Genomic DNA, 13,687 nt, shown 5'->3' with positions numbered 1-13,687 from the left:
GCTCAGTTCTTGTCGGGGAGGGCGAGGTTCACGGCCCAGGAGACGACAGCGATGATCAGACCGCCGAGTACCGCGGTCCAGAACCCGTCGACGTGGAAGGAGAGGCCGATCTTCTCGGAAAGCCACGAGGTGAGCAGCAGCATCAGGGCGTTCACCACGAGGGTGAACAGGCCGAGGGTGAGGATGAACAGCGGCAGCGAGAGCAGCTTCACCACCGGCTTGACGATGAGGTTGACCAGCCCGAAGACCAGCGCCACGAGGATCAGGGCGAGGGCCTGGCCGGCCGTCGAGTCGTCGCGGCCGTCCAGCGAGATGCCCTGGAGCACGGCGATGGCCACGGCCAGGGCGGCGGCGTTGGCGAGCGTTTTGACTACGAAGTGCGTCATGGGTCCGATCGTTGCAGACGAGAGATGAAGGGTCACGAGGAGAGATGAAGGCGTTCCGACTGGAAGACCTTGAGGCGGAGCGGATCGCGAACGAGGGCGCGTATCTGCAGTTCCTGCGCGAGCGGAACATGTCGGTGGGGCTGTACGCGCTGGACGCGGGCCAGACCGACCCGCAGTCGCCGCACCGCCAGGACGAGGTGTACTTCGTGGTCAGCGGGCGGGCAGCGATCACCGTGGGGGAGGAGACGACGACGGTGGCCCGGGGCAGCGTGGTGTACGTCCCGGCGGGCGTTCCGCACAAGTTCCACCACATCAGCGAGGACCTGAAGGTGCTGGTGGTGTTCTCCCCGCCGGAGGCCTGACGGCCCGGAGGCCGCCCCTCCCCTAGGGGGCGGATCAGGGGAGTTGGGGGGCCGGGAGGCCCCGAGTCCGGGATCCCGGCTCCTAGCATCGATGTCAGGAACCGGGGGAAGGACCCGGCGAAGAGGAAGAGGTCGAGGCGATGGACGGCATCCGAAAGACGTTCGCGGGCATGCCCTGGTGGGTGAAGTGGGTCGCCGTTCCGCTGCTGTTCCTGCTCGTCTTCGGCGGGGTGATCACCAGCGTTCTGACGGCGTTGATCGGCTTCGCCTTCAAGCTGGTGGTGTTCCTGGCCCTGGTCGGCGGACTGGTCTTCCTGGTCCGGAAGTTCTCCGGGTCCGGCAGCGCCGGGAAGTCACGCGCGGATTGGTAGCGGACCGGTAGCGGACTGCCGGGGGACACGGTGGGGCCCCTCGGGCGTTAACCCACCTGGGGGAACGCACTCTGCCGGACCCGTCCCGGCCCCGGTATCCGCGGATAGAGTCGCGATCTGTGCCGCCCCCTGGGCGCCGGGGCCTGTGACTCCGCTCTGACCTGCGGATACGTGAACCAGCTGTTCGAGCAGACCCCCAGGACGCCCGCCACGGGCGGGGGCGGCCCCCGCAGGACGGGCCCGCACCGGCCCGCCGCCACGCCTGGGGGTGTGCTGTGTCTTCGGTTCACAATGCCGCTGTGCCGACACTGATCGGTTCGGTGCAGCGGGCGCTGAGACTGCTCGAAGCCGTGGGTTCGCATCATGAGGGAGCCCCGGCCAAGCAACTCGCCCGTGAGGCCGGGCTCCCGCTCCCCACCGCGTACCACCTGCTGCGCACGCTCACCCACGAGGGCTACCTGCGCCGGGAGGACGGAGTGTTCGTCCTCGGCGACGCCGCCGGGAGGCTGGCGGGCGGCGGATTGCAGCAGAAACGTCGCAGCATGATCCTGGACTCCCTCGCGCACTTCCGTGAAGTGGTGGGGGCACCCGTGTACTTCGCGGTCTACCGCGAGGGGGAGATCGAGGTCGTCGGCGTCTCCGACACCCCCGCCATGCCGGCCTGCGAGGAGTGGGCCGACTTCCGCCGGACCGGCCACGCGCACGCCATTGGCCAGTGCCTGCTCGGGCAGCTCGACGAGGAGGCCCGTCAGGACCACTTCGACCGCCACCCGGTCGAGTCCGTCACTCCTTACACCGTGCGGGACATGAGGGCGATGGAGCAGCGGTTTTCCGCCATGCGCCGGACGCAGCCCGTCACGGAGAGTCAGGAGTACGTCCTGGGCACGGTATGCGCGGCCATCCCGATCACGGCCGGCGACACCGTCGCAACCATGGCGATTTCTCTACCCCTGCACCAGAAAGGCCGGTTGCCCTATGCAGTCGACCGACTACGGAGTGAAGTAGGCGCGCTGTTGAGCACGCTCTCGTTCTCTATCAGTATCTGAAAACTCACTCCTTGTGATCTGCTAGCGGGTCCACCACTCTTGTCAAGAGGGCTTGGGGGACCATTCCTGGCCACTTCCAACACTGCGGGGTAGGAAATGCGCGAGTCGGTACAGGCAGAGGTCATGATGAGCTTCCTCGTTTCCGAGGAGCTCGCGTTCCGGATCCCGGTGGAGCTCCGGTACGAGGCACGTGATCCCTACGCGGTACGCCTGACCTTCCACCTTCCCGGCGACGCTCCCGTCACCTGGGCGTTCGGCCGCGAGCTCCTCCTCGACGGCATCAACAAGCCGTGCGGTGACGGCGATGTGCACATCGCCCCCACCGACCCGGAGGAACTGTCCGACGTCCACATCAGGCTCCAGGTCGGCAGCGACCGGGCCCTGTTCCGGGCCGGCGCCGCGCCCCTGGTGGCGTTCCTCGACCGGACCGACCGGCTGGTGCCGCTCGGGCAGGAGCGAAGCCTCGGGAACTTCGAGGACAACCTCGACAACGCCCTGGACCGGATCCTCGCCGAGGCCCGGCAGAACGAGCAGAACGCCGGCTGACCGCTTGCCGGCTCAGCGCGCCTTGCGACGGCGCCCCCGCCCGCCGCGGACCGGGCCCGACCCGGCCGGCGCGGCGGCCGGGGATCCCGGGCGGTCGGCCGAGACCACCAGGGCGGCCAGGGCGGTGGTCACCGGCACCGAGGCGACCAGACCGATCGAGCCGATGAGGGTCCGTACGATCTCCACCGCCACCAGCTCGCTGTTGGCCACGGCGCCCATGCTGCTGTTGGCGATCGAGAACAGCAGGAGCAGCGGCAGGGCGGCGCCGGCGTAGGCCAGCACGAGGGTGTTGACCACCGAGGCGATGTGGTCGCGACCGATGCGGATGGCCGCCCGGTACACGGCGCGCGGCCCCATCGTCGGGTCCGCCTGGTGGAGTTCCCACACCGCGGAGGTCTGGGTGACCGTCACGTCGTCCAGAACCCCGAGGGATCCGATGATCACACCGGCCAGCAGCAGGCCGCTCATGTCGATGCCGGGGTAGAGCCCGTGGATCAGCCCGGTGTTGTCGTCGGTGTTGCCGGTCAGGAACGCCCAGTCGATGAACACCGTGCCCAACAGGCCGATCAGCAGCAGCGAGACCAGGGTGCCGAGGACGGCCACCGAGGTCCGCGCGTTCAGGCCGTGGCACATGTACAGCCCCATCAGCATGATGGCGCTCGCCCCGACCACCGCCACCACCAGCGGGTTCGAGCCCTGCAGGATGGCCGGCAGGATGAAGAGGGTCAGCACTCCGAAGCTCAGCACCAGCGCGATCAGCGCGAACAGGCCGCGCATCCGGCCCACCACGATCACCACCAGGGCGAACACGCCGGCGAGCAGCGCGAGCGGGAACTTCCGGTTCACGTCGATGACCGAGTACTGCAGGTCCCGCGGCGCGTCCGGCGCGTACGCGACCACCACCTCCTGCCCGTTCTCCAACTGCCGCGGCGCGCCCGGCTGGACGACCTCGACGAAGGTCCGCCCGCGGTCCGGGCCGGTGCCCACCTCGACGGTCGCCTTCTTGCAGGAGCCGTTCTGCGCGGCCTGGGCCTCGCGGCCCGAAGGGGTGGACGTGTCCCCGGTGGGCGGGACCTGGGCGGCGTTCACCGATTTGCAGTCGACCTCCTGCAAAGCGACCACCTTCGCCTGCTGGGTCTGGCGGTCGAAGCCCACGCCGGTCCGCTCGTGCGCGGGCGCGCCGCCCGGCCAGAGCACCACCAGCCCCACCAGGACGGCGGTGGCGAAGGGGATCAGCACGGCCGCGATGACCTTGCGCAGGTGCTTGGACACCGGGGCGGCGGGGCCGTGACTGTGCCCGTGCCCGTGCCCGTGACCATGTCCGTGCCCCGGCCCGCGGCCGGACGCGTGTCCGTGGCCGGGCGCGTTTCCGTGCTGCTGACCGGAGGCGTACGGGGGCTCGGCGGGGGGCTGCGGTGAGGACGTCACAGCCCGATCATCGCAAGAGATGAGGGGGCCCACTGTTCAGCACGCCATGGATGACGCTAGCGTGGGGGCACCTTTGCACAACGCGGGAGCTCGGAGCACCGGGCTGAGAGGGCGCTGATCACCGTACGCGCGTACGGGAGGAGGCTGCGTCGACCGCCGAACCTGTTACCGGGTAATGCCGGCGTAGGGAGATCAGGTCACATGACCATTCAGGACGCACGCACGCCTGCCGTCAGCCAGAACGAGGACGGGCAGGGAGAGCGCAAGCCGGGCTGGCACAAGGGGTACGTCGAGGGTTCGCGCCCCGACATCCGCGTGCCGGTCCGCCAGGTACACCTCACCAACGGCCAGGACGTCACGCTCTACGATACCTCCGGCCCGTACACCGACCCCAACGTCGACACCGACGTGCGGCGCGGCCTCCTCCCGCTGCGCGAGAACTGGATCATCGGCCGCGGGGACACCGAGGAGTACGCCGGCCGGCCCGTCCGCCCCGAGGACGACGGCATCAAGCACACCTCGCCGCGCGGTGGCCTCAAGAACCTCGACGCGGTCTTCCCCGGCCGACCCCGCCTGCCGCGCCGCGGCCGGGACGGCCAGGCCGTGACCCAGCTCGCGTACGCCCGCCGCGGTGAGATCACCCCGGAGATGGAGTACGTCGCGATCCGCGAGAACGTCTCCCCCGAGGTGGTCCGCGAGGAGATCGCGGCCGGTCGCGCCGTCCTCCCGGCGAACGTCAACCACCCGGAGATCGAGCCGATGATCATCGGCAAGAAGTTCCTGGTGAAGGTCAACGCCAACATCGGCAACTCCGCCGTCACCTCCTCCATCGAGGAGGAGGTGGAGAAGATGACCTGGGCCACCCGCTGGGGCGCCGACACGGTCATGGACCTCTCCACCGGCCGCAACATCCACACCACCCGCGAGTGGGTGCTGCGCAACTCCCCCGTCCCGATCGGCACCGTCCCCCTCTACCAGGCCCTGGAGAAGGTCGACGGCAAGGCCGAGGAGCTGACCTGGGAGATCTACAAGGACACGGTCATCGAGCAGGCCGAGCAGGGCGTGGACTACATGACCGTCCACGCCGGCGTGCTGCTGCCGTACGTGCCGCTGACCGCCCGCCGCAAGACGGGCATCGTCTCCCGCGGCGGATCGATCATGGCCGCGTGGTGCCTGGCGCACCACAAGGAGAACTTCCTCTACACCAACTTCGAGGAGCTCTGCGAGATCCTCGCGACGTACGACGTGACGTACTCGCTCGGTGACGGCCTGCGCCCCGGCTCCATCGCGGACGCCAACGACGCGGCGCAGTTCGCCGAGCTGAAGACGCTCGGCGAGCTGAACACCATCGCCAAGCGCCACAACGTCCAGACCATGATCGAGGGCCCCGGCCACGTCCCGATGCACAAGATCAAGGAGAACATCGACCTCCAGCAGGAGATCTGCGAGGAGGCCCCGTTCTACACGCTCGGCCCGCTGACCACGGACGTCGCCCCGGCGTACGACCACATCACCTCGGGCATCGGCGCCGCCATGATCGCCTGGTGGGGCACGGCCATGCTCTGCTACGTCACGCCCAAGGAGCACCTGGGCCTTCCCAACCGGGACGACGTGAAGACCGGCGTGATCACCTACAAGATCGCGGCGCACGCGGCCGACCTCGCCAAGGGCCACCCGGGCGCCCAGGAGTGGGACGACGCCCTCTCCGACGCCCGCTTCGAGTTCCGCTGGGAGGACCAGTTCAACCTGGCCCTCGACCCGGACACGGCCCGCGAGTTCCACGACGAGACCCTCCCGGCCGAGCCCGCCAAGACCGCGCACTTCTGCTCCATGTGCGGTCCCAAGTTCTGCTCGATGAAGATCTCCCAGGACATCCGCCGGGAGCACGGCGGCGACCTGAAGGCGGACGAGATCCAGGCGGGCATGGCCGAGAAGTCGGCCGAGTTCGCCGCCGCCGGCAACCGGGTGTACCTCCCGCTCGCCGACTGACCATGCCGGCCGGGCCCCGGGCCCGGCACGCCGTGGCGGGGCGGCCCGCGACCTCATGGGGGGAGTCGCGGGCCGCCCCGGTGTTCCCGGCCGCGGGCGCAGGCAAGGGTGTTGACCTGGAGCGCGCTCCAACTCCTAAGCTCCGCCGACATGACCATGCGCTACCGCCATCTGGGTGGGACCGGGATCGAAGTGAGCGTGCAGGCGCTCGGCACGATGATGTTCGGGGCCGTCGGCAACCCCGACCACGACGACTGCGTGCGGATCGTGCACGCGGCGCTCGACGAGGGCATCAACTTCGTGGACACCGCGGACATGTACTCCGCCGGCGAGTCCGAGACGATCGTCGGCAAGGCGCTCCGGGGCCGCCGCCGCGACGAGGTCGTGCTCGCCACCAAAGGGCACTTCCGGATGGGCGAGGGCCGCAACCGCAGCGGCAACTCCCGCCGCTGGCTCGTGCAGGCCGTGGAGGCGAGCCTGACCCGGCTCGGCACCGACTGGATCGACCTCTACCAGGTCCACCGGCCCGACCCGTACACCGACGTGGAGGAGACCCTCGCCGTCCTGGGCGACCTGGTCCGGGAGGGCAAGATCCGCGCCTTCGGCTGCTCCACCTTCCCCGCCGAGGAGATCGCGGAGGCCCACCACGTCGCGGAGCGGCGCGGGCTGCCGCGCATGCGCACCGAGCAGCCGCCGTACTCGCTCCTCGCGCGCGGCGTGGAGCGCGACGTGTTGCCGGTCGCCCGCCGGTACGGGATGGGCGTCCTGACCTGGAGCCCGCTCGCCTCCGGCTTCCTGAGCGGGAGGATCCGGCCGGGCCGGGACGTCGACATGACCCGCGGCCGCGCCGCCCTGACCCCGGCGCGGTTCGACCCGGCGGTGCCCGGCAATCTCGCCAAGCTGGAGGCCGCCGGGCGGCTGATCGAGGTGGCCGACGGGATCGGCCGTACGCTCCCCGAGCTGGCCGTCGCCTTCCCGCTGGCGCACCCCGCCGTCACCTCGGTGATCATCGGGCCGCGCACCATGGAGCAGCTGCGGGACCTGGTGAAGGGCGTCTCGCTGGTGCTGGACGACGAGACCCTCGACCGGATCGACGAGATCGTGCCGCCGGGCACCGACCTCTACCACCCGGACGGGGTCTGGCGGCCGCTCGCCCTGACCGACCTGGCGCAGCGCCGCCGGCCGCTCGCGGACCGGTAGCCCGCCGGGCGGCGCGGGCGGCGCGGGCGGCGCGGACGGCGCGCGGGAGGCGGCCGATCGGGTGTCCGGGATTGCGCCGATCCGCTGAAGGCCGGGCGGGGCTGCGAGCCGCTGGGGGCACCGGTCCCCAGGATGACCACCGGAAGTGCCTGCTCATTTCGTGAGCATCGTCCTATCGGGAGGTCCGGTTGTCCGGTTGTCCGATCATTTCGAGGAGTGGCGCATGAGTGCCGCGATGAAGACCGACAGAGCCACGCTCGGCCCGCTGCCCCGGCGGATGGGCCGGCTGACGGGTGGCGCGCTCGCCGTGTTCGCGCTGGCGTTCTCGGGGCTCGCCACCCAGACCGCGACCGCGGCCGCGCTTCCGGCGCCGGCGGTCGCGTCCGAGGCCGCCCCGGCAGGCGGCGGCAACGACGGCTGCATCACGCCGTCCAGGCCGAACGCCGGCAAGAAGAAGACCGCGAAGCCGGCCGACCGGGGCGGCAAGGACAAGGTGAAGTGCGTGGTCGGGCCGCCCGGGCCTCCCGGACCTCCCGGACCCCCCGGAGCGGCCACGTGCGTGGACGTCGACGCCGTACGGGACAACCAGGACCGCGAGTTCAAGGCGATCATCCCCGGCGACGGCAACACCTACGTCGGTGTCCGCGAGGTGCAGGGCGACACGGAGGGGGACTGGGACTGGACCGACCTGACCACGAACCCCGCGGGCAGGTACCCGGCGGACGCCTGCGCGGTGTCCATCGCCCACCAGGCCAACCGGCTGGTGATCGAGGTGGTCACCGAGGAGGGCGTGCTCTGGGAGACCAGCTGCCGACGGGTCAACGATCCCCCGCAGGATGAGACCCTCGCCTGCACCGGAGTCTGGGAGGAGGCCGAGCCGCAGCCCCAGCCCGGTGACAACGGGCCGCTGCCCACCCCCGACGACATCGCCGCCGGGCAGGCCCCGGCGGCTCCCGCCGCCCCGGCGAACCCGGACCGGACGGTTTCCACCCAGGGGTAGTGGGGAGCGGTACGCGCCGGCCGCTCAGCCGGGGTCGCGTTCGGGCCCCCCGAAGTCGGGGCTGGTGAAGTCCGGCGAGCTGTAGCCGGGCCGCGGGCCCTGCGACGGCGGGCCCGGGCTCGTGAAATCGGGCCGGGTGTATCCCAGATCGGGGATGCGCCCGGCCCCCGGCGTACGTGGCACCGGGTAGCCGTGGCCCGCGGTCGGGTCGGCCAGCGCGTCCCGCAGGAACGGCATGATGCCGCGCTCCAGCAGGGCGTGCCGCCAGGCCTCCCGGGCCCGCTGGACCTCGTCGGGCACGGCCTCGGCCACATCGGCAGCGACCTCGGTGGCCCGGTTGCGCACCGCGGTGACCAGCAGCGCGACCACCGCGAACAGCAGGGCGGCCACGGTCAGCGCGCCGAACAGCCAGCCGGTGGTGAGGATGGTCTCGGCGAAGGCCGGCTCGGGATCCACGAGCTTGAGGGCGTACCCCACCAGCAGGAAGATCACCATGGCCGTCAGGGCCAGTACCGGCGCCAGCACGGCGACGACGGCACTGAGCCCGGCGCCGGTCCCGGAGCCGTCGTCCAGCACGTCGCCGGCGGGGTCCGTCGAGGACGAGGCGGCCGAGGCGGCCGCGGCGGCCGCCTCGCGCAGGTCCCCGCGCACCTTCACGTAGTGGTCGTACTCGGCGGAAGCGGCCGTGGTCAGCAGCACGGTGGCGTTGAGCGCCATGGTGCGCAGCTGCTCGGCGTTGAGCCGTTCGCCGAGGGTGGAGAGTTCCGGACGTTCGTGCGCGGTGCGCAGCGCCTCGTCGAGGAGCCGATCGAACTCCGGGCGGTCTTCGTTCAGCAGGTGCCCAGCGCTGGTCATTGTGCACTCCCCCGCTACGGATGTAAGCGATGGTAGAGCGACTCCGGCACCCTCTGACAGGGGCTTGGGCGAATTGGCAACCGCTAGTCGGTCAACGGAAGTTGAACGACCAGGAGTTTCCCTTCCATGGTGACGCCGCCGTCCATGGCGATGGCGAGGCCGTCCGCGTACACGTGCGGGCCGTCCACCGCCTCCGGGCCGTGGGAGTCGTCGCCGTCCTCGGTGCCCACCTGGCCGAGCAGGTAGGGGATGGGGCTGTGGCCGTGGACCACGCGACCGCCGCCGTAGGTGTCGAGGAGTTCGCGGACCGCGTCCGGGCCGGTCTCCTGGTCACGGAAGGCGAACCGCTTGGTGAACTTGCGGAACAGGTCCCAGGTCTCCTCGGCGTCGTTGAGGTTGAGGAGTTCGTGGATCCGGTCGTTGACGTCCTCGATGGAGTCGCCGTAGTCGAGGTAGGCGGTGGTGTCGGAGTGCAGGAGGAGGTGACCGTCCTCCAGGGCGGCCGCGTCCAGCCGGGACATCCACTGGAGGTGGACGTCCTCCAGGCGCTCCATGTCGGTGCGCTGGCCGCCGTTGAGGAGCCAGGCGGCCTGGAAGGTGGCGGTGCCGGCGCCGGAGGAGACCGGGGTGTCGCCGAACCGCTTGGCGCCGATGAGCAGCAGTTCGTGGTTGCCCATCAGGGCCTTGCAGTAGCCGCCGGCGGCGGCGGCCTCGGCGGAGAGCCGCATGACGAGGTCGATGACGCCGATGCCGTCGGGGCCGCGGTCGGTGAAGTCGCCGAGGAACCAGAGCCGGGCGTTGCCGGCCGACCAGCGGCCGTCGGCGTCGATGAGGCCCTGGACGTGGAGTTCGGTGACCAGCTGGTCGAGGTAACCGTGGACGTCGCCGACGACGTAGAGCGGGCCGGGTCCGGAGCCCGGGCCGGTGGGCTGGGCGTCCTGGGGGACGTAGTGGACCTGGACGGTGTCGCCGGGGCCGCCGGCGGCGCCGCGGCCGATGACGGGGAGGTCGCGCTGGGTGGGGGTGTAGCCCTCGGGGTCCTCGTCGTCGGTGTCGTAGCCGTCGTACGACTTCTCGTACGGCGGCTCGTACGCCGGCTCCTGCCGCTGGTCGTGCCGGTGCTCGTGCGGCGGCTCGTACGGGGCGGGGTCGTGCCGGCCGTCGTGGGCGGGCTCCTGCGCCTGGCGCGCGGCCGGGACGGGGGCGGGTTCGTCGTAGTACGCGGGGTACTCGCCGTAGACGGGTGCCTCGGTGACGGCCGGGACGGCGGGGACCTGGAAGTCCCGCAGCGTGTCCGTCCGCATCACGGGTCCCTGACCGGCCCCCTGAGTCATCGACCCCTCCACCACCGTCGCGCTGCCGTACACCTGCGGACCCTCCTGCCCCTCCGGGGGGAGGGTCCGTGATGTCGTGCGCCCATCATAGGAATGCGGCTCGCGCTCTGTGACGCACCAGGGGTGGTGAATCCTGGGCGGAACCTGATCTTCCGCCTGCTTTGTCCTGAATTGCCTCAGTCGCGGGCGGGTGACCGGGGCGGGCTGACGGTGGTGCGGGGCTGCCTCCGCTGGGAGGAGGTCCTGACGATCAGTTCGGTCGGCACGACCTGTTCCACCGGGCGGCCGGTGTCCACGCCCTCGATGGCGTCGATGAGGAGCTGGACCACGGCGGTGCCGATCCTGCGCGGTTTGAGGGACAGGGTGGTGATGGGCGGCTCGGTGTTGGCGTACACGGTGGACTCGCTGCAGCAGACGAGCAGCAGGTCGTCGGGGACCCGGAGCCCGTACCGGCGGGCGGCGGCGAGCAGGTCCGTGCCGTTGGGGTCGAAGAGCCCGTAGACGGCGTCCGGCCGGTCGGGGCGGGCGAGCAGCCGGTCGGCGGCGACGGCTCCGGCGCACGGGTCGTGCGCGGGGTAGGACTCGTAGACGGGATCCTGCCCGACCCGGGCGCACCAGTTGAGGTAGGCGGTGGTGGACAGGTGGGTGTAGGTGTCGGTGCTGGTGCCGGTCAGGAGGCCGATGCGGCGGGCGCCGGCGGCGGCGAGGTGGTCGAGCAGGTTGAGTACGGCGGCCTCGTGGTCGTTGTCGACCCAGGCGGTGACGGGGAGCGAGCCGGCCGGACGGCCGTCGGAGACGACCGGCAGGCCCTGGCGGACCAGCTCGGTGACGACCGGGTCGTGGTCGGAGGGGTCGATGACCACGGTGCCGTCGAGGGCCACGTTGGACCAGACGTCGTGCCGTGAGGTGGCGGGCAGGATGACGAGGGCGTAGCCGCGGGCGAGCGCGGCGGAGGTCGCGGCCCGCGCCATCTCGGCGAAGTAGGCGAACTCGGTGAAGGTGAAAGGTTCATCCCCGTACGTCGTCACGGTCAGACCGATCAGACCGGACTTGCCGGTACGGAGGGTCCGGGCGGCGGCGGAGGGGCGGTAGCCCAGCCGGTCGGCCACCTCGCGGACGTGGCGGCGGGTGGCGTCGGGGAGCCGGCCCTTGCCATTGAGCGCGTCGGAGACGGTCGTGATCGAGACGCCCGCCGCGGCGGCCACGTCCCTGATGCCGGCCCGGCCCTGTCGGCCGGCGGCCCGCCGGGTGGTCTCGGTCCGGCTCACCTGATGCTTCCCTGCTGCTGTCATGGCGAGCCGATAGTAGGGCTCGGTGGGGTGGGTGGTCCGTATGCATATGCACGCGTTGACAGGAACGTTTCTGCATGGTTCGCCACCCCCAATGACCTTGGAAATGGAGGGAGTTCGTGGGGTTGAGGGGTGTGGTTGCCTGTCGGCGGGTACGAGCATGCCAAATCGGAAACATCTCGGACTGGTCTCAACTCACCTTCACGAGGGATGCGCGCCACGGCGCGGGCCACCGGCGCGTGCATATATGTGCGCGCTCCCCCCTATTCCCGGCGCCGACCATTTCCGGTCGGGCGGAATCCTCATAAGGTGAGCAGTATTGAGTTGTACGGGAAGGTCGAGGAGGACCTGCGGTGAGCGAGAAGAGCCCGAAGCTGCGCGCCGAGCTGGACGGCATCCCCACCTACAAGCCGGGCAAGCCGGCTGCCGCGGGCGGACCCGTGGCCTACAAGCTGTCCTCCAACGAGAACCCGTATCCGCCGCTGCCGGGTGTCCTGGAGAGCGCGGTCGCGGCCGCGTCCGCCTTCAACCGCTACCCGGACATGGCCTGCACGGGGCTGGTGAACGAGCTGGCCGAGCGGTTCGGGGTCCCGGTCGAGCACATCGCCACCGGCACCGGCTCGGTGGGCGTGGCCCAGTCGCTGATCCAGTCGACGGCCGGACCGGGCGACGAGGTGATCTACGCCTGGCGGTCCTTCGAGGCCTACCCGATCATCACGCAGATCTCGGGTGCGAAGTCGGTGCAGGTCCCGCTGACCGCGGGTGACGTGCACGACCTGGACGCCATGGCGGACGCGATCACCGACCGGACCCGCCTGATCTTCGTGTGCAACCCGAACAACCCCACCGGCACCGTGGTGCGCCGGGCGGAGCTGGAGCGGTTCCTGGACCGGGTCCCCTCCGACGTCCTGGTCGTGCTCGACGAGGCGTACAAGGAGTTCATCCGCGACGCCGAGGTGCCGGACGGCATCGAGCTGTACCGGAACCGGCCGAACGTGGCGGTGCTGCGCACCTTCTCCAAGGCGTACGGCCTGGCCGGCCTGCGGGTGGGCTTCGCGGTGGCGCACGAGCCGGTGGCCGCGGCGCTGCGCAAGACGGCGGTGCCGTTCGGCGTGAGCCAGCTGGCGCAGGACGCGGCGGTGGCCTCGCTGCGCGCGGAGGACGAGCTGCTCGGCCGGGTCGGCTCGCTGGTCTGCGAGCGGAACCGGGTCTACGAGGGTCTGCTGGCCCAGGGGTGGACGGTGGTCCCGGAGACCCAGGCCAACTTCGTGTGGATGCGGCTGGGAGAGCGGACCGCGGAGTTCGCGGCGGCCTGCGAGAAGGCCGGTGTGGTGGTCCGGCCCTTCCCGGGCGAGGGCCTTCGGGTCACGATCGGTGAGACCGAGGCGAACGACCTCTTCCTGCACACGGCGGAGGCCTTCTTCAAGGAGCTGTAGCCCCGGGACTGGGTCAGGCCAGTTCCACGCGGATGGGGTCGCCGTCGCGGACGGTGGCAAGCAGGCGGGGGTCGCCGTCGAAGGAGCCGAGCACGTTGCACGGGCTCGCCAGGCGGCTCTCGCCTCCGCGTGAGATGGGAGTGGGGCCGTAGGGGAGGGCCAGTGCGTCGCCCTCGGTCCAGAAGGCGACCGTGCCCGGGTCGACGACCTGCTGGGCGTCGTCCTCCAGGGCGACGGAGACGCCGGTGTCGAAGTAGACCTCCTCGCCCCAGGTGTTGGCGGTGGCCGCCAGGGGCAGCGCCTCGGCCAGGGCCTTGGCGGTGGGTGTCTCGTCGAGGGTCGCGGTGAGCTGGCCCGCGGGCCAGGAGATTCGAATCTGCATGCCCAAATTCAACATTATGTTGAATTCCCTGACTAGGGGTGTACCCCCCGGATGAATGAGCGA

Annotated in this window: 14 protein-coding genes and 1 riboswitch; of the genes, 8 read left to right on the top strand and 6 right to left on the bottom strand. The window is 70.8% G+C overall.

All coding sequences use genetic code 11. The annotated features are described in order from the left end of the window. Positions 1-2: 2 nt before the first annotated feature. Complete coding sequence (locus ACFY61_RS20815; protein ID WP_389473922.1) at positions 3-386, bottom strand: phage holin family protein; 384 nt, start codon at positions 384-386, stop codon at positions 3-5. Between the two features lie 44 nt (positions 387-430). On the opposite strand from ACFY61_RS20815, the gene ACFY61_RS20810 reads away from it, so the two are divergent. The 4 genes from ACFY61_RS20810 to ACFY61_RS20795 all read left to right on the top strand — a co-directional run bounded on the left by ACFY61_RS20810 (position 431) and on the right by ACFY61_RS20795 (position 2,711). After that, positions 431-748 (top strand): cupin domain-containing protein, encoded by a 318-nt coding sequence (locus ACFY61_RS20810; protein ID WP_389473920.1) that lies wholly within the window; start codon positions 431-433, stop codon positions 746-748. 149 nt (positions 749-897) lie between these two features. Next, positions 898-1,119, top strand: a complete 222-nt coding sequence (locus tag ACFY61_RS20805) for a DUF5326 family protein (RefSeq protein ID WP_389474041.1) — start codon at positions 898-900, stop codon at positions 1,117-1,119. A gap of 299 nt (positions 1,120-1,418) precedes the next feature. Further along, the gene (locus ACFY61_RS20800; protein ID WP_389473918.1) at positions 1,419-2,165 is read left to right on the top strand and encodes an IclR family transcriptional regulator; all 747 of its coding nucleotides are present in this window, start codon (positions 1,419-1,421) and stop codon (positions 2,163-2,165) included. Between the two features lie 96 nt (positions 2,166-2,261). Beyond that, on the top strand, positions 2,262-2,711 hold the full coding sequence (locus ACFY61_RS20795) for an SsgA family sporulation/cell division regulator (protein ID WP_389473916.1): 450 nt from the start codon (positions 2,262-2,264) through the stop codon (positions 2,709-2,711). 12 nt (positions 2,712-2,723) lie between these two features. Here ACFY61_RS20795 and ACFY61_RS20790 read toward each other — a convergent pair whose 3' ends face one another. Continuing rightward, positions 2,724-4,172, bottom strand: a complete 1,449-nt coding sequence (locus tag ACFY61_RS20790) for a YibE/F family protein (RefSeq protein ID WP_389473914.1) — start codon at positions 4,170-4,172, stop codon at positions 2,724-2,726. Positions 4,173-4,211: 39 nt separating this feature from the next. After that, positions 4,212-4,346: riboswitch (TPP riboswitch) on the top strand. Here ACFY61_RS20790 and thiC point away from each other — a divergent pair. From thiC to ACFY61_RS20775, 3 genes are all read left to right on the top strand, one after another. After that, on the top strand, positions 4,341-6,128 hold the full coding sequence (gene thiC / locus ACFY61_RS20785) for a phosphomethylpyrimidine synthase ThiC (RefSeq protein WP_389473913.1): 1,788 nt from the start codon (positions 4,341-4,343) through the stop codon (positions 6,126-6,128). It overlaps the preceding riboswitch by 6 nt. Positions 6,129-6,284: 156 nt before the next feature. Then, positions 6,285-7,328, top strand: a complete 1,044-nt coding sequence (locus ACFY61_RS20780) for an aldo/keto reductase (protein WP_389474039.1) — start codon at positions 6,285-6,287, stop codon at positions 7,326-7,328. Between the two features lie 223 nt (positions 7,329-7,551). Then, positions 7,552-8,328: a hypothetical protein gene (locus ACFY61_RS20775; protein ID WP_389473911.1), complete on the top strand. Its 777-nt coding sequence runs from the start codon at positions 7,552-7,554 to the stop codon at positions 8,326-8,328. Between the two features lie 24 nt (positions 8,329-8,352). Here the strand turns inward: ACFY61_RS20775 and ACFY61_RS20770 are convergent, their stop codons facing one another. From ACFY61_RS20770 to ACFY61_RS20760, 3 genes are all read right to left on the bottom strand, one after another. Next, positions 8,353-9,183: a hypothetical protein gene (locus ACFY61_RS20770; protein WP_389473909.1), complete on the bottom strand. Its 831-nt coding sequence runs from the start codon at positions 9,181-9,183 to the stop codon at positions 8,353-8,355. Positions 9,184-9,266: 83 nt separating this feature from the next. Then, the gene (locus tag ACFY61_RS20765; protein ID WP_389473907.1) at positions 9,267-10,517 is read right to left on the bottom strand and encodes a metallophosphoesterase; all 1,251 of its coding nucleotides are present in this window, start codon (positions 10,515-10,517) and stop codon (positions 9,267-9,269) included. Between the two features lie 176 nt (positions 10,518-10,693). Further along, positions 10,694-11,809 (bottom strand): LacI family DNA-binding transcriptional regulator, encoded by a 1,116-nt coding sequence (locus ACFY61_RS20760; protein ID WP_389473905.1) that lies wholly within the window; start codon positions 11,807-11,809, stop codon positions 10,694-10,696. 350 nt (positions 11,810-12,159) lie between these two features. Between ACFY61_RS20760 and hisC the strand changes: the two genes are divergently transcribed. After that, entirely contained in the window at positions 12,160-13,242 is a 1,083-nt protein-coding gene (gene hisC, locus ACFY61_RS20755; protein ID WP_389473904.1) for a histidinol-phosphate transaminase, read from the top strand. A gap of 13 nt (positions 13,243-13,255) precedes the next feature. Here the strand turns inward: hisC and ACFY61_RS20750 are convergent, their stop codons facing one another. Next, entirely contained in the window at positions 13,256-13,624 is a 369-nt protein-coding gene (locus ACFY61_RS20750) for a cyclophilin-like fold protein (RefSeq protein WP_389473902.1), read from the bottom strand. Positions 13,625-13,687: the final 63 nt, after the last annotated feature.

Origin of the sequence: Streptomyces sp. NPDC012888 (assembly GCF_042900645.1) — a bacterium.
GTDB lineage: Bacteria > Actinomycetota > Actinomycetes > Streptomycetales > Streptomycetaceae > Streptomyces.
The sequence above is the reverse complement of the archived record's forward strand: the minus strand, read 5'-3'. Positions and strand labels throughout refer to the sequence as shown.